Genomic DNA, 24,881 nt, shown 5'->3' with positions numbered 1-24,881 from the left:
AAGGAAAGGCACCTGCACCATGCAAACCGTCAGCATTGATATCGTCTCGGACGTCGTCTGCCCCTGGTGTTATCTCGGCAAGGCAAGGCTCGATCAGGCGATTGCCAACGTGCCTGACGTCCATGTCGCAGTTCAATGGCGCCCCTATCAGCTCAATCCCGACCTTCCGCCCGAGGGCGTCGACCACAAGAAGCACCTTGCGGCGAAACTCGGCGGCCAGGAAGCCGTCGATCGCGCGCACGACATGCTCCGAGAATTGGGAACCGCAGACGGCATTGCCTTCGACTTCGATGCCGTAAAGGTCAGCCCCAACACGCTCGATGCCCACCGGCTCGTTCGCTGGGCAGCGACCCAAGGTGCGGATGCCCAATCGACCGTCGTCGACCGTCTGTTCAAGGCAAACTTTGAGGAAGGCCTGAACGTTGGCGACCACGCCGTGTTGCTCGACATCGCCGAGCAGTCCGGGCTCGACCGTCCGGTGATCGCGGCCTTGCTTTCGTCCGGCGCCGACAAGGATGCGGTCAAGGAAGAGGTGGGCATGGCCCGCGAAATGGGCGTGACCGGCGTGCCCTGCTTTATCATCGAGGGGCAATATGCCGTGATGGGCGCCCAATCGGTCGAGGTTCTGACGAACGCACTCAGGGAAATCGCTCAGATGAAGGCGAGCGGCAAGCCGAACTGATCGCCGGATAGCGAACCGGTACCGCCTTCACAGTTCCTGCCAGTTTGTGCCGTGCAGCTGCATCACGCCGCTGCACGGATTTTTTTATTTTGCCAGGCCCGCTAGCTGCGTCATCACCATCGCGGCGCCCGAAAGGCGCTTCTCTGGCGTCGCGAGCTCCCTCTGGAAGAAGATGCTGTGGTCAGGCCGGATCTTCGCAAGCGTACCCTGCTTGGCGATATAGCCGACGAGTGCCGCGGGGTTCGGAAACTCCTTGTTGCGGAGCTGGACCACGACGCCCTTCGGGCCGGCGTCGAGCTTCTCGACATTGGCGGTGCGGCAGAGCGACTTGATGTAGACGATCTTCAGCAGGTGCTGGACCTCGATCGGCAGCGGGCCGAAGCGGTCGATCATCTCGGCGCCGAAGCCGTCGATGTCCTTGAGATCCGTCAATTCGCCGAGGCGACGGTAGAGACCAAGCCGCAAATGCAGATCCGGCACATAGCCTTCCGGGATCATGACCGGCGTTCCGACCGAAATCTGCGGCGACCAACCGGTATCGTGGATCTCTTCCTCGCCCTTGAGCTCAGCGACTGCCTCCTCGAGCATCTGCTGGTAAAGCTCGAAACCGACTTCCTTGATATGGCCGGACTGCTCTTCGCCAAGCAGATTGCCGGCACCGCGGATATCGAGGTCGTGGCTTGCGAGCTGGAATCCGGCACCGAGCGTGTCGAGCGACTGCAGCACCTTCAGCCGCCGCTCGGCCATGCCCGTCAGCGTCTTGTTGACCGGCAGCGTGAACAGCGCGAAGGCGCGCACCTTCGAGCGACCGACGCGACCGCGAAGCTGATAGAGCTGGGCAAGGCCGAATATGTCGGCGCGATGCACGATCAGGGTGTTTGCCGTCGGCACGTCAAGGCCGGACTCGACGATCGTCGTTGACAGAAGCACGTCGTAGCGCCCGTCGTAGAAGGCGTTCATGATGTCTTCGAGTTCGGTCGCCGGCATCTGGCCGTGAGCCACCGCCACCTTCAGTTCCGGAACGTCTGATTTCAGGAAGTCATGGATCTCCGACAGGTCGCTGAGGCGCGGGCAGACATAGAAGCTCTGGCCGCCACGATAATGCTCGCGCATCAGCGTTTCGCGGATGACCAGCGCATCAAATGGGGAAATGAAGGTGCGCACCGCCATGCGGTCGACCGGCGGCGTGGTGATCAGCGACAGCTCGCGCACACCCGTCAGCGCCAGTTGCAGCGTGCGCGGGATCGGCGTTGCCGAGAGCGTCAGCACGTGCACGTCCGACTTCAGCTCCTTCAGCCGCTCCTTGTGCTTGACCCCGAAGTGCTGCTCCTCGTCGATGATCAACAGGCCAAGATTGGCGAAGTTGACCGTCGAGCCGAGCAGCGCGTGGGTACCGACGACCACGTCGGTCTTGCCGTCGGCCACTTCCTTCTTGGTGAGCGCCAGTTCCTTCGATCCGACAAGGCGCGACGCCTGCTGGATGCGGATCGGCAGACCGCGGAAACGTTCGGAAAAGGTCTTGAAGTGCTGGCGTGCGAGCAGCGTCGTCGGCACGACGACCGCGACCTGCACGCCGTTCATCGCCGCGATGAAGGCGGCGCGCAGCGCGACTTCCGTTTTGCCGAAGCCGACATCACCGCAGACCAGCCGGTCCATCGGACGGCCACTGCCGAGATCGTCGCGCACCGCGACGATCGAGTTCAGCTGATCCTCGGTCTCGTCATAGGGGAAGCGCGCCGCAAACTCGTCATAGACGCCGTCCTGGGCAACCAGAACCGGCGCATGGCGCGTATGCCGCTCGGCGGCGATGCGGATGAGACCGCCTGCCATGTCGAGCAGCCGCTTCTTGAGCTTGGCCTTGCGCGCCTGCCAGGCAACACCGCCTAGCTTGTCGAGGATCGCATCGGTTCCTTCCGATCCGTAGCGCGACAGAAGCTCGATGTTTTCGACCGGCAGAAACAGCTTGGCATTGTCGGCATAGACGAGTTCAAGGCAGTCATGCGGCGCACCAACGGCCTCGATGGTGCGCAGGCCGACGAAGCGGCCGATACCGTGCTCGGCATGCACCACATAGCTGCCCTCGTCGAGGCCAGCCACTTCGGCAATGAAGTCGGCACCACGCTTGCGCCGCTTGGAACGGCGAACCATGCGGTCGCCGAGGATATCCTGCTCGCCGATAACAACCAGATCGCCGGTCTCGAATCCGGCTTCGATGCTGAGCACGGCCGCGGCCGCCTCGCCGGGCTTCAACGTCTTGACGTCTGCGAGCGCCTTGACCGGCTTGACGTTGCCAAGTCCGTGCTCGGCAAGCACCTGCAGCAGGCGGTCGAGCGACCCTTCGCTCCAGCCCGAGATCACCACCTTGGCGCCCTTCGAGCGCCGTTCGGCGATGTATTTCACCGCCTGGTCGAAGACGTTGACGCGCTCGTTCTCCGCCTCGCCCTCACCTGCCGACTTGGCCCAGCGCATACCCTGCCGGGCATCGAGGGTAACGACCTGCCGCGCTTCGCCCTCGTGCTCGTTGAACGGTGACAGGCGGATGGCGTCGCGCGCCGAAAGGGCAGCGTTGAACCCTTGTGAGGTCAGGTAAAGCAGTTCCGGAGGAACCGGCTTATAGGGTGTTCCCTGGGTGGCCTGCGCTTTTCCCGGCGATGCCGATGCCAGACGGGCGTCGTAATAGTCGAGGATCAGTTTCGAGCGCTCGGCGGCGGCTTCCCGCGCCAGGTGGTCGGTTACGATGCGGAATCCGTCGAGGTAGTCGAATACCGTCTCCAGATCGTCGTAGAACAGCGGCAGCCAGTGCTCCATACCGGCGTAGCGCCGGCCTTCGGAGACCGCCTGATAGAGGGCGTCGTCGCGGGTCGTTGCGCCAAAGAGCGAGAGATACTGCTTGCGAAAGTGGCTGATCGTCTCCGGCGTCAGCGACACTTCGCTCATCGGGTTCAAGTCGAGCGAGCGCACCTGCCCCGTCGTGCGTTGGCTGGCCGGATCGAAGGAACGAATGGTTTCGAGCGTATCGCCGAAGAAGTCGAGGCGCAGCGGTTCGCCGCTTCCGGGCACGAAGACATCGAGGATGCCGCCGCGTACCGCATATTCGCCGACTTCGCGCACAGTCGCGACCCGCTCGAACCCGTTGCGCTCCAACCGGGACGCAATGTCGTCCATACGCACCTGATTGCCCGGGCGGGCGGAAAACGCCAGGCTGTGGATCACGTCCTGCGGTGAAATCTTCTGAAGCGCGGCATTGACCGTGACCAGCACGATAGCCGCATGCGGCTTCTTCTTGTGCGTGATCAGGGCGCTCAGTGCCGCCAGGCGCCGTGCAGACGTGTCGGCGCTCGGGGAGACACGGTCATAGGGAAGGCAGTCCCAGCCGGGCAGCGTCAGCACCGGAATGTCGGGCGCGACGAAGCCGAGAACCTGTTCCAGATCGGCGATCCGCTGCCCGTCCGACAGAATATAGACAACCGGCCGGCCGGCGCGCGCCAGTTCGGCAAGGATCAGCGCTTCGGCACCCGTTGGAACCGGGCCGATCGTAATTTCCCGTTGCGCCTCGACAATCTTCTTCGGATCAAGACCAGCAAACATCGATCTACTTCATTTCCTCGGGAAGTTTCTCGAAATCGGGGCGATAGCCGGCGATCCGCTTAAACATCAGCGTGCGGTAGCGTTCCGGCACCGGCTGCTCACCGGTGATCCACTTGACGAGATCGTTGTCCTCCTCGCCCATGATCGTCTCGAGTTCATCGAGTTCGACATCCGATAGCGCCGCAAGCTCGGCTTCCGCGAACTGCCCGAGGATCAGGTCCATCTCCCGGATGCCGCGATGCCAGGCGCGAAACAGGATCCGCCGTCGACGCGGATCGAGATCGGCGCTGCTGCGTGAAATGCCAGTCATGGGAATTCCTTCCTGCCGCCCGCTACAGCGCCGCGCATCCCGTCGGATCCGCAAAGAACGCTTCAGCGCTTTGATACCTGGGCGTGTCACCGGCCTTCGTTGAAACCACTGGAACGCGGCCTGCCCAAGGCTAAGGATTGTCGTCCATGGGCTCTATAAACGCTGAATAGGTGATTGTCAGCCTTGCCAAAGCCCGAATTGTCGTCGCAATTTCATTACCATGCGTCCTGCCCTGCTCGATCCACTCTTCTCACCGCTCGACACGCTTCCCGGCATCGGCCCGAAGATCGGCGAACTCTATGCCAAGCTGCTCGGGCGTGAGGCCATCGAGGATTGCCGGGTCGTCGATCTCGTGTTCCACGCGCCGCACTCTCTGATCGACCGCCGCCAGCAGCCGGGCATTGCGCACGCCCCGCAAGGCGTCATCGTCACAATTACCGGGCGGGTCGATCGCCACCAGCCGCCGCCACGTGGCAAACCCAACCTGCCCTATCGCGTCTTCCTGCATGACGAAACCGGCGAGCTGGCGCTCACCTACTTCCGCGTCAAGGGCAACTGGCTGGAAAAGTCGCTGCCGGTCGACGAGATCGTCATCGTCAGCGGCAAGGTCGACTGGTTCAACGGCCGGCCCTCGATGGTTCACCCGGATTATGCGGTCCGGGCGGCTGAAGCCGAAAACCTGCCGCTCGTCGAACCGGTGTACGGGCTGACCGCAGGACTTTCACCTCGCACATTGCGCAAATCGATCGAGGCGGCTGTTACCCGGGTACCGGACATGCCCGAATGGATCGACGACGCGCTTCTGGAGAAGCAGGGTTTCGAAAGCGCCGCCGACAGTTTCCGCGCCCTGCATGAGCCGCGTGACGCGACAGATATCGATCCGCAGGCGCGAGCCCGGCGGCGCCTTGCCTATGACGAGTTTCTTGCCGGGCAATTGTCACTGGCGCTCGTCCGCCAGCGGCTGCGGAAGGTTGCCGGAACGCCGGTGCACGCGACAGGTCTTCTGTCGCGTCCCGTCATCAATGCCCTTCCGTTCTCGCTGACGGCCAGCCAATCGACGGCGATCGCCGACATTCTGAAGGATATGGCAGGGACCGAGCGCATGCTCCGCCTGCTGCAGGGCGACGTCGGCTCCGGCAAGACGATGGTGGCGCTGATGGCGATGCTGGCTGCGGTCGAATCCGGCGGCCAGGCGGTGCTGATGGCGCCGACCGAAATTCTCGCTCGGCAACATCATGCGACGCTTGCGAGGATGGCAGCGCCGGCCGGCGTGACCATCGACGTCCTGACCGGTCGCACGAAGGGCAAGGAACGCGACGCGATCCTCGAGCGGATCGCGTCGGGCGAAACGCGCATGGTGATCGGCACGCACGCGCTGTTCCAGGACACGGTGAACTACCAGAACCTGACGCTCGCCGTCGTCGACGAACAGCATCGCTTCGGCGTGCACCAGCGCCTGCGCCTGACGGCCAAGGGGATCTCGCCGCATATGCTGGTCATGACGGCGACCCCGATCCCGCGCACGCTTGTGCTCGCCGCCTTCGGCGACATGGACGTCTCGAAGCTTACGGAAAAGCCCGCTGGACGAAAACCGATCCAGACGGTGACCATCCCGACCGAGCGCACCGGCGACATTGTCGACCGGTTGGATGTAGCGCTTCGCGAAAGCAAGAAGGCCTACTGGATCTGCCCGCTGGTCGAAGAGTCCGAAGCGGTCGACGTGATGTCGGCGGAAGAAAGGTACCAGAGCCTCGCCAAACGCTTCGGCAACCATGTCGGCCTGGTCCACGGACGCATGAACGGTGCGGAAAAGGACGCGGTCATGCTCGCCTTCAAGAACGGCGAGATCCGGCTGCTTGTCGCCACCACGGTGGTCGAAGTCGGCGTCGACGTGCCCGACGCGACCATCATGGTGATCGAGCATGCCGAGCGTTTCGGTCTCGCCCAGTTGCACCAGTTGCGCGGTCGCGTCGGCCGTGGCGACGAGGCATCGACCTGCATCCTTCTCTACAAGGGCCCCCTTGGTGAAACCGGGCGTGCACGCCTTTCCATCCTTCGTGACAGCGAGGACGGCTTCCTGATCGCCGAGGAAGACCTGAAGCTGCGTGGCGAAGGCGAACTGCTGGGCACACGCCAATCGGGCACGCCGGGGTTTCGCATCGCCAGCCTCGAGGCGCATGGCGATCTCCTGGAGATCGCCCGCAAGGATGCAGCCTATGTGATCGAACGCGATCCCGACCTCACCTCGGCACGCGGCGAAGCCCTACGGACGCTGCTCTATCTCTACCGGCGCGACGAGGCGATCCGGTTCCTACGCGCCGGATAAGATCTCAGGCCGACTTCTGCTGGCTGATCTTCAGCGGCGCATTGGCAAGCGGTTTGTAATCCGGTGTCACGAGACCGCCGGAAATCAACAACTTAGCCGCGTCTTCGGCGCTCATTTCGAGTGGAATGATCTTGTCGCGGGGGACGAACAGCAGAAACCCGGCCGTCGGGATCGGGGTCGGCGGCAGAAAGACCGCCACCATGTCCATGCCACGATCATCGAACTTGGCCGCGATCTCGCCCTTGACGTCCGTTGCGATGAACACCAGCGACCAGATGCCCGGGCTCGGATACTCGATCAGCCCGGCCTTTTTGAAGGACGAGGACTGTTCCTGCAGCACTGTCTGGAAAATCTGCTTGGTGGACTTGTAGATCGTTCGCACCAGCGGCGTGCGATTGACGAGGGACTCGGCGAAATTGACGATCGAGCGACCGACGAGGTTTGCCGTCATGAAGCCGACAAGCGTGATCACCAGGATGGCGATAAGCAGGCCGAAGCCGGGAATGGCGACGGGCGAATAGGTATCCGGATTGTAGAAGTTCGGCAGATACGGCTTAACCCACCCATCGGCCCAATCGATGAATGTGCGCACCAGCCAGACGGTGATCGCCACCGGTGCACAGATGATCAGCCCGGTCAGGAAGTAGTTGCGCAGCCGAGTACCGATATAGCCGCGTTTTGAGTGTTCCGTCATGCTTCTTCCGTCTTAACCTCACTCCACCCCGAAGGCCGGATGATAGGCGACGGTGCCCGCCGCCATCGCGCCGGAAAGGGCCAGCGCCATGAAATATTGCGGCGCACAACCGGGGAATACAAGAGCCGATTCGTTACGGAACCCGAACTTTTGATAGTAGGCGGGATCGCCGACGACGACGCAGCCGGAAGCGCCCTCGGCACGCAGCCATTCCACCCCCTCGCGGATCAACTGCCTGCCGATCCCCTGCGATTGGAGATCCGGCAGGACCGCCACCGGACCGAGCCCGAACCAGCCCGTTTCGGCAGGCGTCAGCGTCACCGGTGAGAAGGCGATATGACCGACGATGGCCTCATCCTTTTCGGCGACAAGCGACAGGCTTAGCGCACCAGCTTCGCGCAGCCGCGCGATGATGAGAGGCTCGCTCTGATCGCTGTGCGGATGCCCTTCAAAGGCAGCCGCGGTCACGTCGTGGATCGCCTGCTCGTCGCCCGGACGCTCGTGCCTGATATAGATCATTCGACGGTCACCGATTTAGCGAGGTTGCGGGGCTGGTCGACGTCGGTGCCCATGAACACCGCCGTATGATAGGCGAGCAACTGGATCGGCAGGGAGAAGATCATCGGCGCGATGATCTCGTCGACGTTCGGCAGTACGATCGTTGCCATCGTTTCGAGCTTCGAGGCTGCGGCCCCCTTCTCGTCGGTAATCAGGATGATGCGGCCACCGCGTGCGGCCACTTCCTGCATGTTCGACACGGTCTTTTCATAGAAGCGGTCATGCGGCGCAATGACGATGACAGGCATGTTCTCGTCGATCAGCGCGATCGGTCCGTGCTTCAGTTCGCCGGCAGCATAACCCTCGGCGTGGATGTAGGAGATCTCCTTGAGCTTGAGCGCACCTTCCATCGCCAGCGGGAAGCTGGTGCCACGGCCGAGATAGAGCACGTCGCGGCACTTCGACAGTTCGCGCGACAGAAGCTCGATCTTCGGCTGAACAGCGTTCAACACCTGGCCCATGATGCGCGGCATTTCGGCGAGGTGGCGCACAAGCACCTGCTCCTCTTCGGCACTCACCGTGCCACGGGCACGGCCGGCGCCGATCGCCAGCGACGCGAGAACCGCAAGCTGGCAGGTGAAGGCCTTGGTCGAGGCAACACCGATCTCAGGACCGGCCAAGATCGGGAAGACCGCGTCGGATTCGCGCGCGATGGTCGATTCGCGCGCATTGACGACGGCGCCGATCTTCAGGCCCAGATCCTTGCAGTAGCGCAGCGACGCCAGCGTGTCGGCGGTTTCGCCGGATTGCGAGATGAACAGCGCTGCCGCCTCAGGCGACAGCGGGATCTCGCGGTAGCGGAACTCGGAGGCAACGTCGATTTCAACCGGCAGGCGGGCATAACGCTCGAACCAGTATTTGCCGACAAGGCCGGCGAGGTAGGCCGTGCCGCAGGCGGAGATTGCGAGGCTCGGCACCTTGGCAAAATCGATGGCGCCATCGGCTGCCTTGATGCGGTTGCCGGCAAAATCGATGTAGTGGCCGAGCGCGTGCGAGATCACCTCCGGCTGTTCATAGATTTCCTTTTCCATGAAGTGGCGGTGGTTGCCCTTGTCGATCATGTAGGCGGCGGCGAGCGACACCTGCTTCGGCCGATCGACGACATTGCCGGCGAGATCGAAGATGTGCACGCCGTTCGCGCCGATCACCGCCCAATCGCCATCGATCAGGTAGGTGATCTCGTTGGTGAAGGGCGAAAGCGCAATGGCGTCGGAGCCAAGGAACATCTCGCCCTTGCCGTGGCCGATGGCCAGCGGCGGGCCGTTGCGCGCCGCCATGATCGTCGACGGATCGTCTTCAAAGAGCACGGCCAGAGCATAGGCGCCGGTCAGGCGCTTCAACATCGCATGCATCGCCTCGCGCCGTCCCAAACCATCACGGCGGAACCTGGCGAGCAGATGCGCCACGACTTCGGTGTCGGTCTCGGTTTCGAACTTGGCACCGCCGGCGACCAGTTCGTCCTTCAGCTCCGAGAAATTCTCGATGATGCCATTGTGCACGACGGCAACGCCATCAGTGAAATGCGGGTGGGCGTTGCGCTCGGTCGGTGCACCGTGGGTCGCCCAGCGCGTGTGGGCGATGCCGATGGTGCCGGGGAGCGGCTCTTCACGAAGCCGGATCTCGAGGTTGACCAGCTTTCCCTCGGCGCGTCGGCGCTCGAGCTTGCCGCCAACGACCGTGGCAACACCGGCGGAATCATAGCCGCGGTATTCCAGGCGCTTCAACGCATCAACCAATCGCTCCGATACCGCCTGGTTGCCAACGATGCCAACAATACCGCACATAGTCGTCTCCGAATTCGTCCCCGCGCCGATCCCGGCGCCCCAATCGACAGGGCGGCTCTCCCGCCCGGCGCGCTGCCTTGGTAAAGCATTTGCCAGGCGAGGCAATCCGCCCCGATTTCACTTTCGGTTTCAGTATTTAACGCTACTACACGTTTCCCTGGATCGTAACCGATCTGAGGCGAAACAATGCGGTAGCGACCGCTTACGCGCCGAGCAAGAGGCGCTGAACTCAAGCCCTACTCGGCCGCTTTCGCAGTCTTCTTGGCGGCCTTTACCGCCTCATAGCGCTCGCGCAAGAGCCGCGCCCTGCCCGGCTTGATCTCCTGACGTGCGCGGCCGAAGGCAACGGCGTCCGCCGGAACATCCTCGGTGATCACGCTGCCGGACGCAACCAATGCCTTGTCGCCGATCGTCACCGGCGCAACCAGCGACGAATTCGAGCCGATGAAAGCCCCCTCGCCGATCCGTGTTTCGTGCTTGTTCACGCCGTCATAGTTGCAGGTGATCGTGCCGGCACCAATGTTCGAGCCTGCACCGACGAAGGCGTCGCCGATATAGGTCAGATGATTGACCTTGGCACCGGCGCCGATCTCCGCCTTCTTGACCTCGCAGAAATTGCCGACCTTGGACTTTTCGCCAAGATCGGCCCCCGGCCGCAACCTCGCGAACGGGCCAACGGTTGCTTCGGAGCGAACCGTCGCGCCCTCGACATGCGAGAAGGCATGGATGATGGCGCCGCTCTCGACGCGGACGCCAGGGCCGAAGACGACATTGGGTTCGACCAGCACGTCCTGCTCAAGCACCGTGTCCCAGGCGAGGAACACGGTTTCCGGCGCGATCATCGAAACGCCCGACAACATCAGTTCGTGGCGACGGCGCTGCTGCCACAACCTCTCGATGAAGGCGAGTTCGGCACGCGTGTTGCAGCCGGTCAGTTCCTCCTCCGGCGCTTCGACGGCAATGGCGCGTCCGCCGATCTCTCTGACGATCTCGACCACGTCGGTCAGATAGAATTCGCCCTTGACGTTGTCATTGCCGATGCGGCCGAGCAGATCGAGCGCCTTGTGACCATTGATCGCCATCAGGCCGCCGTTGCAATAGGTGATACGGCGCTCTTCTTCCGTCGCATCCTTATGCTCACGGATCGCAAGCAGAGCGCCGTCCTTGACGATCAGACGGCCATAACCGCTCGGATCCGCCGCCTCGAAGCCGATCACCACCACGTCGTTGCCGGCGGCAAGGCCATCGCGGGCCGCCTTCAGCGGCTCCGGCCTGATCAGCGGGGTATCGCCGAAGACCACGAGAACGTCATCATAGCCCTTGGCGATCGCATCGCGGGCCGCCAGCACCGCATGGCCGGTGCCGAGCCGTTCCTTCTGCAGGTGGGAGGAGATCGTCACGCCACCGATATCCGCAGCGGCAGAGACTGCCTCGGCATCCCGCCCAACGACGAGCGCAACATCGACGATCGACGCACTGGACAAGGCCTCGACCACATGGGCGACCATCGGTCGCCCGGCCACCGGATGCAGGACCTTCGAGATGGATGACTTCATCCGCGTGCTTTCACCCGCCGCCAGGATAATGGCCAGGCACGTCCGTTCCATACAATTCTCTCCTTGGTCTTTCCCAGGCTGCTGCCGACTGCCTATTCCGAAAGGCGGTATTGGCTCGAGGGCAAAATGTGCACCCGATTCCGGATTGGTATTAGCAACATATTGCGAGAAGCATAATCCTCACAATCCCGTCGTGTTAACCGGCTTAAAACCGAATGATGGCATAAGGAGGCGCGGAGCCTGTGTCGGCAGCAGTGCAGTGCATCGCTCCCCAGGGAGATGAGGCCGCATGCATAGCCGAACGGAATTCGAGACATCGACACGACGGACGGGCCTGGCCCTGCTTCTGACCCGCTCGCCGCTCCTTCTGCTCGCCCTTACGGTCGCCGTCCTGGCGTTTTTGCTCACCGTCACGATCCCGCAGCCGATCGGGCCGATGTTCTGGGACCACTATCTCTATCTCGATGCGGCCAACCGTATCCGCGACGGGCAGGTTCCGTCCGTCGATTTCTTCACGCCCGTCGGCGCGCTTGGCTACTACCTTTTCGCGATCCTCCAGCGCATCTTTCCCAATGGCCAACCATTGCTTTTGGCAAGTTGGTCACTGCTGGTCTTCAGCGCCCCCCTGATCGCCCTCATCGTCGTCGATGTGCAGAAACGTTCGGCTACGGTCGCCTATGGGCTCCTGCTGCCGTTCCTGATCTTCTCGGTGCTGCCATTCAACACCGGCGACTTCTACCCCTACCCCGGTTCTGACGGCTTCGGCGTCTATAATCGTCAGGTCTGCCAGTTGCTCTACGTCCTGGCAGCCGCTCTGGTTCATGTGCGCGATTGGCGCCTACTCGCCGTCACTGTTGTCGGTGCCATGGCCGGTCTCTTCTTCGTGAAGATCACAGGTGCCGTTGCCGGCACGCTGATGTGCCTGATGGCCTTTGCCTCCGGTCGCCTTGGCTTCCGGCCTGCCCTTGCCGCGGGGCTGCTGTTCGTTGCCATTCTCGCCGTCAGCGAGGCTGCGCTTGGTATCGTTTCGGCCTATGTCGCCGACATCCTTTCTTTGCTTGCCGTCAATGACGGCAGCCTTTTGCCGCGCCTGCTGCAGGCTGCTTCGCTCAATGCCGGGCTGCTGATCCCGGCCGGGCTGTTGTGTCTGTTGCTTTTCGGAAAGCACTTCAGAGCCTTTGTCGACGGCCTCAGGCACCTGGGCAGGAGCCCCTCCTTGTTGGCGCTCGGTAGAATGCTCGACCAACCCTTCCTCTGGCTCGCAACGTTCGTGCTTGCGGGCATCCTCTTCGAGAGCCAGAACACCGGCAGCCAGGCCTTTATCTTGCTGCTGCCATTGCTGCTGAAGATCGTTGTCGATGAAGTCGCGGTCGGGCAGCGCGGAGCTCAAACGGTTGCGATCGGCCTTCTTGCGGCCGCAACCGCCTTGCCGCCGGTGACCGCGGTCGTGCAGAAGAGTGCGCGCGCCTGGATCGGCGCCATCAACAGCGTTCCGATTGAAAACCGAAACCTGAAGACGATGGGCGCCGTCAACATCCGACCGCTCTTGGCGCTGCGCGCCGAACGCTTGCGCGATATCTATGTCGACCACCGCCCCACCTTCGACGCCTTCGCCGATGCCAGCGAGCTGCCGTCGTTCCTGCTCTACAGCGATTTCGACTTCCAGGCCGGCTGGCTCAGGAACGCCGATGAGGCCATCGACGCGCTTCGCGCTTACGAAGCTGAAAACGGCGTGCGTTTCGCGACGATCTTCAGTATCGACTTCACCAACCCGTTCCCATGGCTGATGGACCGCAGTGCGCCGAAACATGTCGCGATCGGCGCCGATCCCTTCCGCGCGGTTCCACCGCCGGACGAGAATGTGCGCGCCGCCGTCAATGCGGTCGATGTTGCGCTGATGCCGACGTGCCCGGTCACCAACGTCAACCGGATGCTGCTTTCGCTCTATCTGCCGAGCCTCGAGGCGAGCCACAAGCGGATCACGCTGACCAAATGCTACGATGCCTTCATCCGCAGCGGACTGCACAGGACCGCAGCGGGCACAGCCTCCTAGCCGCAGCCATCAGACCTCCGACCGCAGCCGGCTCTCGCTCAGCAAACCGCTCTCCTCCAGGATCGGATAGGCGACAGAGGCGATGTGCGCATTGACCCGCTTGAGGTCGCGCAGCATGTCGAGATGCAGGGAGCTCGTCTGGAGGCTTTGAACCAGACCGTCGCGGAGCCGTTCAATGTGCCGTTCCGCCGAGCGCTTTTCCATGTGCCGGACGTTGACCTTGACCTCAATGAGTTGCTTGGCGAGGTCGGCATTGCGGGTGACGAAGATCGTCTGCGCGACCCGCAGATTGTCGATCGTCAGAGTAAAAAGGCTCTTCAGCTCCTGGTATCCCTCTTCAGAGAACTTCAGACCATTGTTGACCTTCTTGGCGATCTGTTCGCACAAGCCTTTTTCGATGATATCGCCCATGTGTTCGAGATTGATCGCGTAGTCGATGATGACGATCGAGCGGCGACCGTCTTCGGCACTCATGCCCTCCCTCCCCAGCCGAGACAGAAAGATCTTCACTTCCTGCTGCAACTGATCGACCTGTCTTTCGAACTTCTCGATGTCGCGGATTTCGGAGAGGTCGTTGTTGTTGAAGGCATTCGCAGCACGCATCAACATCGTTTCGACCAGGTCTCCAACACGCAGCACTTCTCGGGTCGCCCCCGAAAGCGCCATGACTGGTGTGTGCAACGTGTTGTCGTCAAGATAACGCGGCCCAGTGTCCTCGGCCTCGCTGTCGGGAATGAACCGGGTCATGAGTTGCGACAGCAGGCCGGCAAAAGGCCAGGCAAGGATGGCAACGACGAGATTGAAGGCGAGATGGACGTCGACCGGCAGGTTCTGCCGCGGAAGCGGCAGGCTCTGGAGGAATTCCACGCTTACGCTCGTGAGCGGCAGGGCGATCAGGCAGCCGATGGCGCGCACGACAAGGTTGCCAAGCGTCACGCGCCGCGCCGGCGGCGACGATGAAAGCGTTGCCATGACTGGTGGAATGGCCCCGCCGAGATTGGCCCCGAGCACGAGCGCCACGGTGAGACCGACCGTCAGGATGCCGGCGGAGGCGAGCGACAGCACCAGCATCACGACCGCAAGGCTCGAAGATGATGCAAAGGCGAGCCCCGCCGCAATCAGAAGGGCGACCGGCCAGGCGCTGTCAAGCAACCCGAGGAAAGCCGCCAGCGCCGGACTATCGCGCATCGGCTCCGTCGCGGCGCCGAGCAGGTGCAGTGACAACAGCATCAGGCCGATGCCGACGAGTGCAGCACCCAGACCCTGGCGGGCATTCGACCGGCTGGCACGATGCAGGACCACGCCTACGAAAATGACGAGCGGCGACAGCCATTCGATGCCAGTCGCCACGATCCAGGCGGTCATGGCCGTTCCGACATTGGCTCCGAGCAGCACGATCTGCGCCATGCGCGATTGCACGAGGCCCTTTTCGACGAAGGAGGCCGTCATCAGCGCCGTGGCCGTCGAACTCTGTAGCGCGAGCGTTGCGACCAGCCCTGTTGCAAAGGACCGAACAGCGCCGTTCGTTCCCTGCGCAAGGCCCGTACGCAGCCGCGCCCCGAAGGCGCGCGTCACGCCATCCTTGACCAGTGACAGGCCGAACAAGAGCAGTGCCACCGCTCCGAACAGGTTGACCATTACGATTGTCGATTGCATGGCGCGTCTTCCCGCGAGGTCGTTAGAATCGCCTCGCCACAGCAACAGAACCACAGTTCCAACGGCTATTCGACCTCAGTTTCGCAAATAATTTTCGATTGCCGGCTAACGAATCCGACACGCATTCTCCCGTGTGCGCCGAAACAGCCCGCAAGGCTTCGTCGTCCTTTGTAAACCTCGGAAGGCGCTTGCCGGTCGAGAGCGAAACCCGGCCATTTTGCCCGACCGTTCGCAATGGACGCACGATCCCGCGAGCGGTCGCAATTTGCGGCAAACAACCCTTCATTTCCTGTTTCGTTTGTTTTAAGGAACGATTTCGTTTGGCCGATGGCCACCGCATTGCAACGAGGTTTCTGCCCCCATGCTCGAATTCCTGAGAAGCGCCGCCCAGACCTGGGTCGTCAAAGGCCTGCTAATCATTCTCGTTCTGTCGTTCATGGTGTGGGGTGGCTCATCTTTGACGATGACGAACCAATCGGACGCGGTGGTGACCGTGGGTGACGTCAAGGTCAAGGCGCCGGAGTTCCGGCTCGCCTACGAGACCGCGCTGGCGCAGGCCTCTCGGCAACTCGGTACTCGGCTGACGCCGCAACAGGCGCGCGCTTTCGGCATCGAGCAGCGCGTCTATTCGCAGATCGTCGCTGGCGCCGCGCTCGACCAGCTCGCCAACGACATGAACCTCGGCCTGTCCCAGGATCGGCTTGCCAGGCTGATCGCCGACGATCCGGCGTTTCATAGCGTCAACGGCCAGTTCGACCGCCTGACATTCTCGAGCGTGCTGCGCAATGCCGGCCTGCGCGAACAGGATTACATCAACAGCCAGAGCCAGACCGCAATCCGCTCGCAGATCGTCGACGCGCTTTCCGACGGATACACCGCGCCGAAGGTCCTGACCGACGCGATCGGCGTCTATCGCCATGAAAAGCGGACCGTCGACTATCTGCTGCTCTCGAACGCCAATATCGATGCCGTCAAGGCGCCTGGCGACGACGTGCTCACCCCCTGGTATGATAACCGCAAGGCCAACTACCGCGCGCCCGAATACCGCAAGATCAGCTACGTGAAGCTTGAGCCGGCCGATGTTGCCGACACCGCATCCGTGACCGACGAAGAGATCCGCGCGGAATACGACCGGCGCAAGGAAAGCTTCCGCACGGCAGCATCGCGCACCATCGAACAGTTGGCCTTCCCCTCGCGTGCAGCCGCTGACGCGGCGTCAGCCAAGCTTGCCGCCGGCACGACCTTCGACGACCTGGTGAAGGCCGAAGGCAAGACCTCCGCCGACGTTCTCCTTGGCGAGTTCACCAAGGACCGCGTGCCCGATGCCAAGATCGGCGAAGCCGCTTTTGCCGTTGCAGCCGATGGCGGCGTCACCCCGGTCGTCGATGGCGCCTTCGGCGCCGTCATCCTGCGCGTGACGAACATCCGCCCGGAAGCCGTGCGTAGCCTCGACGACGTCAAGGAAGAACTGCGCACCGATCTCGCTCTGTCTGCCGCAAGCGAGGATGTCATGCGCCTGCACGACAAGATCGAGGACGAGCGTGCCTCGGGCGCACCGATCAAGGAAGTGGCCGACCAGCTCAAGCTGAAGCTTGTGACCGTCGATGCGGTCGATGCCACCGGCAAGGACAAGAACGGCGACGAGGTCACCGGCCTGCCGGAACAGGCCGCCCTGCTGCAGGAGGTTTTCAAGGCCGACGTCGGCGCTGAAACGCTGCCGGTCAATGTCGGCCGCGACGGCTATGTCTGGTTCGACCTCGATGAGATCATCCCTGCGCGCGATCGCACGCTGGACGAAGCACGCGACGAAATCGGCGCCGACTGGATGGCCGAACAGCAGCGCGCCGCACTCGGCGCCAAGGCTGGCGATCTCAAGGAGCGTCTCGAAAAGGGTGCAAAGCTCGCCGACATCGCGACGGAACTGGGTCTCGTCGTCGAGACCAAGTCCGGCCTGACCCGCGCCACCTCGGACGCCGCACTGAGCCCGGCTGCGGTCGCCGCTGCATTCTCCGGCCCGAACGGCCACGTCGCCAACGCTGCCGGCATCGGTGGCGAAGGACAAGTGCTGCTGCAGGTTACCTCCGTCGACGACGCCGGCCCCACGGACGTGCTCCAGGACGATAGCCGCCAGATCGAGGCCATGGCCAGTGTCAGCGGCGGAGACATCCTCGACCAGATGGTGGCCACGCTGCAGGCAGCCTACGGCGTTTCGATCAACCAGACGCTCGGCGAAACGGCACTTGCGCAAAGATAGGCCCAAGGGAAACAATCGATGAGCGATCTGAAACCTTACGTCGCCAAGGTCGCCGCCCGCGAGGCGCTGAACCGCGAGGACGCGCGTGCCGCCTTCGAGATCATCATGTCGGGTGCGGCGACCCCATCGCAGATCGGCGGCTTCCTCATGGCGCTGCGCGTGCGCGGCGAAACCGTCGATGAAATCGTCGGCGCCGTCGGCGCGATGCGTGCCCGTATGCTGCCGGTCGTAGCCCCGGCCGACGCCATCGACATCGTCGGCACTGGGGGTGACGGTGCCGGTACATACAACATCTCGACGCTCGCTTCGCTGATCGTCGCTGGCGCGGGCGTACCGGTCGCCAAACATGGCAACCGTGCGCTGAGCTCGAAGTCGGGCACGGCTGACGCCCTTTCCTGCCTCGGGGTCAAGCTCGACATCGGCCCGGAGGCGATTTCGCAGTGCATCCGCGAGGCCGGCGTCGGCTTCATGTTCGCCCAGCAGCATCATTCGGCGATGCGGCATGTCGGCCCCACTCGTGTCGAACTCGGCACCCGAACGATCTTCAATCTGCTCGGACCGCTTTCCAACCCGGCCGGCGTCAAGCGCCAGCTCGTCGGCGTCTATGCGCCGCAATGGGTGCAACCTCTGGCAGAAGTGCTGCGCGATCTTGGCTCGGAAAACGTCTGGGTCGTGCATGGCGAGGGCCTGGACGAGATCACCACCACGGGCACGACGCAGGTCGCCGCGCTTGAGAACGGCAAGATCTCGACCTTCTCGTTGAGGCCGGCCGATTTCGGACTGTCGACAGTGACCCTCGACGCGCTCAAGGGCGGCGACGGCGCGCACAATGCCGTGGCGCTTCAGGCAGTGCTCGACGGTGCCGAGAACCCGTACAAGGACATTTCCCTTGCCAATGCGGCTGCATCGCTGATGATAGCCGGAAAGGCGAAGGACCTTAGCGAAGGCATGGCGCTCGCCCGCCAGTCGCTGTCGAGCGGCGGTGCCAGGGCAGCGCTGCAACGTTTGATCAGCGTTTCGAACGCTGCCTGAGGAAGGACCGGCCCGATGACGGATATCCTGCGCAAGATCGAAGCCTACAAGCGCGACGAGATTGATGCTGCAAAGTCGCAGACACCGCTTGCCGAACTCAAGGCGCAGATTGCGGAACAGTCCGCCCCGCGTGGTTTCTACAAGGCGCTCGTCGCGCGCAAGCAAGCCGGCACGTTCGGGCTGATCGCGGAGATCAAGAAGGCAAGCCCATCCAAGGGGCTTATCCGGCCGGACTTCGATCCGCCCGCGCTCGCCAAGGCTTATGAAGCTGGTGGTGCCGCCTGCCTGTCGGTCCTGACCGACGCGCCGAGCTTTCAAGGGGCGCCCGTATTCCTCCAAGCAGCGCGCACGGCCTGCACGCTGCCGGCGTTGCGCAAGGACTTCATGTTCGACACCTATCAGGTGTTCGAGGCACGCGCCTGGGGCGCGGATTGCATCCTCTTGATCATGGCGTCGCTTAGCGACGACGATGCTCGCCGGCTGGAAGAAGTCGCATTCGCGCTCGGCATGGATGTGCTCATCGAAGTCCACGACGCTGAAGAAATGGAGCGCGCACTGAAGCTCAGCTCGCCGCTCGTCGGCATCAACAACCGCAACCTGCGGACCTTCGAGGTTGATCTTGCGGTTTCCGAGCAACTCGCAGCGATGGTGCCGGCCGACCGCCTGCTGGTCGGTGAAAGCGGCATCTTCACCCATGAGGATTGCCAGCGTCTGGAAAAGAGCGGCATTACCACCTTCCTTGTCGGTGAAAGCCTGATGCGCAAGAGCGATGTCGAAGCGGCAACACGCACCCTGCTGACCGGCATCGCGAACCCGCTGGCGGCCGAATAATGGGTAAGCCAACGCTCACGCATATCGGCGGCAGCGGCGAAGCGAACATGGTCGATGTCGGCGACAAGACCGAAACGGTGCGCATTGCCGTCGCCGAAGGTCATGTGCGCATGAAAGCGGAAACGCTGGCGCTCATTCTCGAAGGCGACGCCAAGAAGGGTGACGTGATTGGCACCGCGCGGCTTGCCGGCATCATGGCCGCCAAGCAGACTTCCAACCTTATTCCGCTCTGCCACCCGCTCATGCTGACCAAGGTCACCGTAGACATTGCGCCCGACCCGATGCTGCCCGGCCTTCGGGTCGAAGCGCTTGCCAAGCTCACCGGTCGCACCGGCGTCGAGATGGAAGCCTTGACTGCCGTCAGCGTCGCCTGCCTGACCATCTACGACATGGCAAAGGCCGCCGACCGCGAGATGGCGATCAGTGGCATCCAACTCGTCAGCAAATCGGGCGGCCGCTCCGGCGATTACAGACGTGAAGGGAACTGATGTCATGGCGCTGCTTTCGGTTGAAGACGCGCTCGACAGAATTCTTCGCGGCGCCAAACTGCGGCAACTGAGCGAGACCGTCGGCCTCCATGACGCGTCCGGGCGGGTGCTCTCCCAGGACATACCGGCACTCGTTACCCATCCAGCCTTCGACAATTCGGCGATGGACGGTTACGCCGTTCGCCACCAGGACATCGCCAGTATTGGCGCCGAACTGACCGTCATTGGCCAGTCGGCGGCCGGCCACGGTTTCAAGGGCGAGGTGAAGGCTGGCGAGACCGTACGAATCTTCACCGGCGCGCCCGTGCCTTCAGGCGCCGACACGGTCATCATCCAGGAAGACACCGAGCGGCTGTCTGATGGCAGAATCCGCACAAACTTCGTCCCGGGCAAGGGGCGCCATATCCGAACGGCGGGTCAGGATTTTACGGCTGGCGAGGCTGCACTCTCTGCGGGCGACGTGCTTGATGCCGGGCGGTTGACGCTAGCTGCCGGCATGAACCATGCCAGCCTGCCGGTCTTCAAGCGGCCGCGCGTTGCGATCCTTGCCACGGGCGACGAGTTGCTGACGCCCGGCAGCAAGCCGGGTGCCGACCAGATCATTGCCTCGAACAGTTTCGGGGTCGCCGCCATTGCCCGCGACAACGGCGCCGAGGTCATCGACCTCGGGATCGTCGGTGACAACCGACAGGCGATCGCCGCACAAATCAACAAGACGCAAGAGGCCGACGTCGACGTGCTGGTCACGCTCGGTGGCGCCTCAGTCGGTGACCATGACCTCGTCCAGTCGACACTGGTTGACTGCGGCATGACGCTCGACTTCTGGCGCATTGCCATGCGGCCGGGAAAACCGCTGATGGTCGGGCAGCTCGGCGCGATGTCCGTTCTCGGCCTGCCGGGCAATCCGGTTTCAAGCCTCGTTTGCAGCTTGCTGTTTCTGGAACCGCTGGTGCGAAATCTCGCCCGGTTGCCAGACCGCGAGCGCCTGGCAACGGCGCGCCTTGCAAGCCCTCTGCCGGCCAATGACATCAGGCAGGACTATGTACGGGCGCGGCTCTCCAGAGACAAAAACGGAAGCCTCCTCGCCCACCCCTTCTCGCGGCAGGATTCGTCGATGATGAAGGTGTTTGCACAGTCCGATTGCCTGATCGTGCGCGCGCCGCACGCGCCAGAAGCGCCAGCGGGCACCGACTGCGACATCCTCAGACTTCGCTAGATCATCGCCGGCTGGACACTCGCCGGCGGGTGGCATCTACCGATCATGTCATGTCGCCGACATGATGACGCGGTAGAAGGCAATCACTTGATCGTCGCCGAGATCGTCCGACTACGGATGAACTAGCGGACCCGCGATGATCTGGAGAAAGGTCGGGCTAGCCCGACCTTTTGCTTTTCTGTGAATATGCAAGCGCGCGCTCTGCCGGTGAAAACCTTGTCAACGGCAAGCCGGGGAAATACGCCCCGGCACCCGTCGGCTGCGCGGATTGGCTCAGTTGGCAGCTTCGTCGGAGCGGCTGACCAGGATCTTGTCGATGCGCCGGGCGTCCATGTCGACCACTTCAAACCGATAACCGTGGGCAATCGCGATATCGCCCTCCTCGGGCGTCTTTCGCAGTTGCTGCACAAGGAAGCCAGCAATCGTTTCGAAGTTGCCGTCAGCGTCGATGCCTTCGATGCCGATGGTCAGGTGGATTTCGTCGATCGGCGTACGACCATCGACGAGATAGCTGCCGTCCTCGCGCTGGCGAATGAGCGCGTGCTCGATGTCGTCGTAGTTTGACGGCAGAACGCCGACGATCGCTTCGAGGATGTCGGCAATCGTGATGATGCCTTCGGTGCTTCCATATTCGTCGACAATCATCGCCATATTGATGCTCGACGACTTGAAGGCTTCAAGCGCCTTCAGGCAGGAAGCGGTCTCCGGCAGGGTGTGAATTTCCTTGATGTACTTGCGCACGTCGAAAGGACCGGAAGTCGGCGCGTTCAGGATCTCTTTGGCCAGAACGGCACCCAGAACGTCGCCACTCGGGCCATCGACCACCGGATAGCGGGAATGACCGAACTGGCCGATCTTGCGGCCAACCACCTCGAGGCTGTCATTGACGTCAATGAAGCTCACTTCGGTGCGGTGCGTCATGATCGACTTCACGTTGCGGTCGCCGAGTCGGATGATTCGGCGCAGCATCTCGTGTTCGGACTTCTCGATCGCGCCGCTTTCGACGCCCTCGGCCATGATCGCCTGCACCTCTTCTTCGGTCACATGATCCGGATCATCAGGACGCATGCCGAGCAGGCGCATGGTTAGTCTCGCCGCCGTTTCGAAGAGATAGACGATGGGCGCTACGATCCGTGACAGGAGCTGCATCGGCCGTGCGACGAACATCGCCAGTGCCTCGGAGTTCTTCAGAGCCAGTTGCTTCGGAATAAGCTCGCCGATGACCACGGACAGGAAGGTGATGAGGGTAACGACAAGCACGAGTGCAACCGTGTTGCCGTAAGGATGGATCCAGGCGATCTCATCGAGCAAGGGGGCGAACTTCGCGGCAATCGTCGCGCCGCCATAGGCACCGGCGAGTGTACCGACAAGGGTAATGCCGACCTGTACCGTCGAAAGAAACTTGCCCGGATCCTCCGCAAGCCTCAAGGCGACCTCGGCGCGGTGATTTCCCTGTCTTGCCATCTGGCGAAGCATGGGCTTGCTTGCCGAGACGATTGCCATTTCCGAGAGAGCAAAAAATGCATTGATCAAAAGCAGGACGAAAATGACAAAAAACTCGGACATGGTCTCCAGATCACCGTTGACGAAAGCCGCTCCGCGTGGAACGCCCCCTCACCAGATAAGGCCAGCCGGCGATCTGAGCAAGCGCAAGCGTTGAAATCGTCGCGGTCCGATGAACATTGACTGTGGCGACAGGCCGGATTCTGAACAATCCCGGCCAGGATCTCGTCAGCTACGGCTGTGCAGTGCGTTGCGAACCCGCTCGCGACCAATCTTGATCACATTCTCCATCGCCAGCCGAGCGCCGGCTTCGTCACGCCGGCCGATTTCCTCGACGATCCGGATGTGGTTGCGGGCGACCTCGTCTATGCCGCCCTTTTCGGCAACCGGTGAACTGAGCTTGAACACACCAACCAGTGCGGCCTCGATCAGGCCGCCGACGGTGCGCATGAACGGATTTCCCGATGCTTCGGCAACAGCCAGATGGAACCTCAGGTCCGCAAGCGCGAGACTCTCGCCTGTATGCCCCTCCTCGCCGAGTGCAACGGCAAGGCGCATCATCCGGCTGATTTCAGCTTCCGAGGTGTTTCGCGCCGCAAGGGCTGCCGCATGCGGTTCAAAGGCGAGGCGCACTTCGCTGAGGTGAACCAGGAAATCCTCGTCCACGCCGCACTCGAAGTGCCAGGTCAGGATATCGCTGTCGAACAGGTTCCAGTCGTTGCGCGGCGTCACACGTGTGCCAATGCGTGCCCGTGGCACGACCAGCCCCTTGGCGGCGAGCGTCTTCATCGCTTCGCGAAGGACGGTTCTCGACACCTTGAAGCGTGCGGCAAGCTCCGGATCTCCGGGAAGAATCGCGCCCACCGGAAACTCGCCGGAAATGATCGCCTTGCCGAGCTGATCGACGACATGCGCGTGGCTCGTCCGCTTGCGCGCGCCGGACACCACGGTTTCCAGCAAACTCCTGTTCAATCCATCTCCTCCAGGCACTCCCCTGCCTGATGTCTCCCGGCGTAGCAGCCCGGAGCGCCGAAGCACTCGAGCGGTGCGCCTCAAACTTGCACAAACGAGTGTAGTTTGATCAACCGATTCCGGAAAGCCCCCCGGAAATACAGGTGAAATCACTGTCGGCAATCGCTACGCGCGCCGCCGTCGAGCGGCGAAATCCCACACCTCTTGCCATAAAAAGCAAACCCCACCAAGCGGTGGGGTTTGCCCTGATTCATGCCGGTGAGGCTGCTTACTTCGGCAACTGGTCGTCCACGCCTTCGACGTAGAAGTTCATGCCGAGCAGGGTGCCGTCATCAGACGATGCACCGGCCGCGAGCCACTCGCTGCCGTCCTGCTTCTTCAGCGGGCCGGTGAACGGCTTCAACTCGCCCGACTTGATCTTGGCTTCGGTTTCCTCGGCCATCTTCTTCACATCGTCAGGCATGTTGGTGTAGGGCGCCATCGTCAGGATGCCGTCCTTCAGGCCGTCCCAGCTCGAAGTCGTTTCCCACTTGCCGTCGATGAAAGCCTGCGTGCGCTTGATGTAGTAAGCGCCCCAGGTGTCGACGATAGCCGTCAGCTGGGTCTCCGGGCCGGCCTTGATCATGTCGGAGGCCTGACCGAAGGCCTTGATGCCGCGCTCGGCAGCAACTTGCATCGGGGCCGTCGTGTCGGTGTGCTGCGTCAGGATGTCAACACCCTGGTCGACGAGCGCCTTGGCGGCGTCGGCTTCCTTGCCAGGATCGAACCAGGTGTTGGCCCATACGACCTTGATCTTGAAGTCCGGGTTGACCGAACGGGCGCCGATGACGAACGAGTTGATGCCCATCACCACTTCCGGGATCGGGAAGGAGGCGATGTAGCCGGCAACGCCCTTCTGCGACATCTTGGCGGCGATCTGGCCCTGGATGTAGCGGCCTTCGTAGAAGCGGCTGTTGTAGGTCGCAACGTTCGGGGCGGACTTGTAACCGGTGGCGTGCTCGAACTTCACGTCGGGGAACTTCTGCGCGATCTTGATCGTCGCATCCATGAAGCCGAAGGACGTGGTGAAGATCAGGCCGCAGCCCGAGCGCGCCAGACGCTCGATCGCACGTTCGGCATCCGGACCTTCCGGCACGTTTTCGAGGAACTGCGTTTCAATCTTGTCTGCGAGCGCCTTTTCCAACTCCTGGCGGCCGATGTCATGGGCCTGGGTCCAGCCGCCATCGGTCTTGGAACCGACGTATACGAAGCAGATCTTGGCCTTTTCCTGAGCGCTTGCACCCGTAGCAAAGCCGATCGCGGCCGCGGTGCTTGCGAGGACGAGCAGTAGTTTTTTCATTTTCTTGACCTCTGTCGGTTTGAGAAATGTCCGTCTGAA

General features: G+C 62.5%; 18 protein-coding genes. 8 read left to right on the top strand and 10 right to left on the bottom strand.

Going from position 1 to position 24,881, the window contains the following annotated elements; genetic code table 11:
- Positions 1-19 precede the first annotated feature (19 nt).
- Entirely contained in the window at positions 20-682 is a 663-nt protein-coding gene (locus MKZ91_RS23760) for a DsbA family oxidoreductase (RefSeq protein WP_336173495.1), read from the top strand.
- A gap of 84 nt (positions 683-766) precedes the next feature.
- On the opposite strand, the gene mfd is transcribed toward MKZ91_RS23760, so the two are convergent.
- The gene (gene mfd / locus MKZ91_RS23755) at positions 767-4,270 is read right to left on the bottom strand and encodes a transcription-repair coupling factor (RefSeq protein ID WP_336173494.1); all 3,504 of its coding nucleotides are present in this window, start codon (positions 4,268-4,270) and stop codon (positions 767-769) included.
- A 4-nt stretch (positions 4,271-4,274) separates the two neighbouring features.
- On the bottom strand, positions 4,275-4,580 hold the full coding sequence (locus MKZ91_RS23750) for an FAD assembly factor SdhE (RefSeq protein WP_336173493.1): 306 nt from the start codon (positions 4,578-4,580) through the stop codon (positions 4,275-4,277).
- A 220-nt stretch (positions 4,581-4,800) separates the two neighbouring features.
- Here MKZ91_RS23750 and recG point away from each other — a divergent pair, with 220 nt between their 5' ends.
- Positions 4,801-6,906 (top strand): ATP-dependent DNA helicase RecG, encoded by a 2,106-nt coding sequence (gene recG, locus MKZ91_RS23745; RefSeq protein WP_336173492.1) that lies wholly within the window; start codon positions 4,801-4,803, stop codon positions 6,904-6,906.
- A 4-nt stretch (positions 6,907-6,910) separates the two neighbouring features.
- On the opposite strand, the gene MKZ91_RS23740 is transcribed toward recG, so the two are convergent.
- The 4 genes from MKZ91_RS23740 to glmU all read right to left on the bottom strand — a co-directional run bounded on the left by MKZ91_RS23740 (position 6,911) and on the right by glmU (position 11,549).
- Positions 6,911-7,600 carry a DUF502 domain-containing protein gene (locus MKZ91_RS23740; protein WP_336173491.1) on the bottom strand — a complete coding sequence of 230 codons (690 nt, stop codon included), beginning with the start codon at positions 7,598-7,600 and terminating at the stop codon, positions 6,911-6,913.
- 18 nt (positions 7,601-7,618) lie between these two features.
- Positions 7,619-8,116: a GNAT family N-acetyltransferase gene (locus tag MKZ91_RS23735; RefSeq protein ID WP_336173542.1), complete on the bottom strand. Its 498-nt coding sequence runs from the start codon at positions 8,114-8,116 to the stop codon at positions 7,619-7,621.
- The gene (gene glmS / locus MKZ91_RS23730; protein ID WP_336173490.1) at positions 8,116-9,942 is read right to left on the bottom strand and encodes a glutamine--fructose-6-phosphate transaminase (isomerizing); all 1,827 of its coding nucleotides are present in this window, start codon (positions 9,940-9,942) and stop codon (positions 8,116-8,118) included. The genes MKZ91_RS23735 and glmS overlap by 1 nt, the downstream gene beginning before the upstream one ends.
- Positions 9,943-10,178: 236 nt before the next feature.
- Complete coding sequence (gene glmU, locus MKZ91_RS23725; RefSeq protein WP_336173489.1) at positions 10,179-11,549, bottom strand: bifunctional UDP-N-acetylglucosamine diphosphorylase/glucosamine-1-phosphate N-acetyltransferase GlmU; 1,371 nt, start codon at positions 11,547-11,549, stop codon at positions 10,179-10,181.
- A gap of 238 nt (positions 11,550-11,787) precedes the next feature.
- Here glmU and MKZ91_RS23720 point away from each other — a divergent pair, with 238 nt between their 5' ends.
- Positions 11,788-13,551, top strand: coding sequence for a hypothetical protein (locus MKZ91_RS23720; protein WP_336173488.1), 1,764 nt, complete (start codon positions 11,788-11,790; stop codon positions 13,549-13,551).
- Between the two features lie 9 nt (positions 13,552-13,560).
- Here MKZ91_RS23720 and MKZ91_RS23715 read toward each other — a convergent pair whose 3' ends face one another.
- Entirely contained in the window at positions 13,561-15,207 is a 1,647-nt protein-coding gene (locus MKZ91_RS23715) for a Na/Pi cotransporter family protein (protein WP_336173487.1), read from the bottom strand.
- 361 nt (positions 15,208-15,568) lie between these two features.
- Between MKZ91_RS23715 and MKZ91_RS23710 the strand changes: the two genes are divergently transcribed.
- The 5 genes from MKZ91_RS23710 to MKZ91_RS23690 are packed head-to-tail and all read left to right on the top strand — an operon-like array spanning position 15,569 to position 21,028.
- Positions 15,569-17,461: a SurA N-terminal domain-containing protein gene (locus tag MKZ91_RS23710; RefSeq protein WP_336173486.1), complete on the top strand. Its 1,893-nt coding sequence runs from the start codon at positions 15,569-15,571 to the stop codon at positions 17,459-17,461.
- An 18-nt stretch (positions 17,462-17,479) separates the two neighbouring features.
- Positions 17,480-18,493, top strand: a complete 1,014-nt coding sequence (gene trpD / locus MKZ91_RS23705; RefSeq protein ID WP_336173485.1) for an anthranilate phosphoribosyltransferase — start codon at positions 17,480-17,482, stop codon at positions 18,491-18,493.
- 15 nt (positions 18,494-18,508) lie between these two features.
- The gene (trpC, locus tag MKZ91_RS23700; protein ID WP_336173484.1) at positions 18,509-19,324 is read left to right on the top strand and encodes an indole-3-glycerol phosphate synthase TrpC; all 816 of its coding nucleotides are present in this window, start codon (positions 18,509-18,511) and stop codon (positions 19,322-19,324) included.
- Positions 19,324-19,812 (top strand): cyclic pyranopterin monophosphate synthase MoaC, encoded by a 489-nt coding sequence (moaC, locus tag MKZ91_RS23695; protein WP_336173483.1) that lies wholly within the window; start codon positions 19,324-19,326, stop codon positions 19,810-19,812. Before trpC ends, moaC begins: the two co-directional genes overlap by 1 nt.
- A 4-nt stretch (positions 19,813-19,816) precedes the next feature.
- On the top strand, positions 19,817-21,028 hold the full coding sequence (locus MKZ91_RS23690; RefSeq protein WP_336173541.1) for a molybdopterin molybdotransferase MoeA: 1,212 nt from the start codon (positions 19,817-19,819) through the stop codon (positions 21,026-21,028).
- Between the two features lie 273 nt (positions 21,029-21,301).
- Here MKZ91_RS23690 and MKZ91_RS23685 read toward each other — a convergent pair whose 3' ends face one another.
- The 3 genes from MKZ91_RS23685 to MKZ91_RS23675 all read right to left on the bottom strand — a co-directional run bounded on the left by MKZ91_RS23685 (position 21,302) and on the right by MKZ91_RS23675 (position 24,842).
- Positions 21,302-22,594, bottom strand: coding sequence for a hemolysin family protein (locus MKZ91_RS23685; RefSeq protein ID WP_336173482.1), 1,293 nt, complete (start codon positions 22,592-22,594; stop codon positions 21,302-21,304).
- A gap of 165 nt (positions 22,595-22,759) precedes the next feature.
- The gene (locus tag MKZ91_RS23680) at positions 22,760-23,503 is read right to left on the bottom strand and encodes a FadR/GntR family transcriptional regulator (RefSeq protein ID WP_336173481.1); all 744 of its coding nucleotides are present in this window, start codon (positions 23,501-23,503) and stop codon (positions 22,760-22,762) included.
- A gap of 268 nt (positions 23,504-23,771) precedes the next feature.
- Positions 23,772-24,842, bottom strand: a complete 1,071-nt coding sequence (locus tag MKZ91_RS23675) for a BMP family ABC transporter substrate-binding protein (RefSeq protein WP_336173480.1) — start codon at positions 24,840-24,842, stop codon at positions 23,772-23,774.
- Positions 24,843-24,881: the final 39 nt, after the last annotated feature.

The sequence above is a fragment of the Ensifer sp. MJa1 genome, from assembly GCF_037026475.1.
GTDB lineage: Bacteria > Pseudomonadota > Alphaproteobacteria > Rhizobiales > Rhizobiaceae > Ensifer.
The sequence above is the reverse complement of the archived record's forward strand: the minus strand, read 5'-3'. Positions and strand labels throughout refer to the sequence as shown.

Coding starts and splice junctions, on each gene's coding strand:
- glmU (WP_336173489.1), bottom strand. CDS start 11,549: ATGGAACGGACGTGCCTGGCCATTATCCTGGCGGCGGGTGAAAGCACG.
- MKZ91_RS23675 (WP_336173480.1), bottom strand. CDS start 24,842: ATGAAAAAACTACTGCTCGTCCTCGCAAGCACCGCGGCCGCGATCGGC.
- MKZ91_RS23760 (WP_336173495.1), top strand. CDS start 20: ATGCAAACCGTCAGCATTGATATCGTCTCGGACGTCGTCTGCCCCTGG.
- MKZ91_RS23750 (WP_336173493.1), bottom strand. CDS start 4,580: ATGACTGGCATTTCACGCAGCAGCGCCGATCTCGATCCGCGTCGACGG.
- mfd (WP_336173494.1), bottom strand. CDS start 4,270: ATGTTTGCTGGTCTTGATCCGAAGAAGATTGTCGAGGCGCAACGGGAA.
- MKZ91_RS23690 (WP_336173541.1), top strand. CDS start 19,817: ATGGCGCTGCTTTCGGTTGAAGACGCGCTCGACAGAATTCTTCGCGGC.
- MKZ91_RS23685 (WP_336173482.1), bottom strand. CDS start 22,594: ATGTCCGAGTTTTTTGTCATTTTCGTCCTGCTTTTGATCAATGCATTT.
- recG (WP_336173492.1), top strand. CDS start 4,801: ATGCGTCCTGCCCTGCTCGATCCACTCTTCTCACCGCTCGACACGCTT.
- MKZ91_RS23720 (WP_336173488.1), top strand. CDS start 11,788: ATGCATAGCCGAACGGAATTCGAGACATCGACACGACGGACGGGCCTG.
- glmS (WP_336173490.1), bottom strand. CDS start 9,942: ATGTGCGGTATTGTTGGCATCGTTGGCAACCAGGCGGTATCGGAGCGA.
- MKZ91_RS23715 (WP_336173487.1), bottom strand. CDS start 15,207: ATGCAATCGACAATCGTAATGGTCAACCTGTTCGGAGCGGTGGCACTG.
- MKZ91_RS23710 (WP_336173486.1), top strand. CDS start 15,569: ATGCTCGAATTCCTGAGAAGCGCCGCCCAGACCTGGGTCGTCAAAGGC.
- MKZ91_RS23740 (WP_336173491.1), bottom strand. CDS start 7,600: ATGACGGAACACTCAAAACGCGGCTATATCGGTACTCGGCTGCGCAAC.
- trpC (WP_336173484.1), top strand. CDS start 18,509: ATGACGGATATCCTGCGCAAGATCGAAGCCTACAAGCGCGACGAGATT.
- moaC (WP_336173483.1), top strand. CDS start 19,324: ATGGGTAAGCCAACGCTCACGCATATCGGCGGCAGCGGCGAAGCGAAC.
- trpD (WP_336173485.1), top strand. CDS start 17,480: ATGAGCGATCTGAAACCTTACGTCGCCAAGGTCGCCGCCCGCGAGGCG.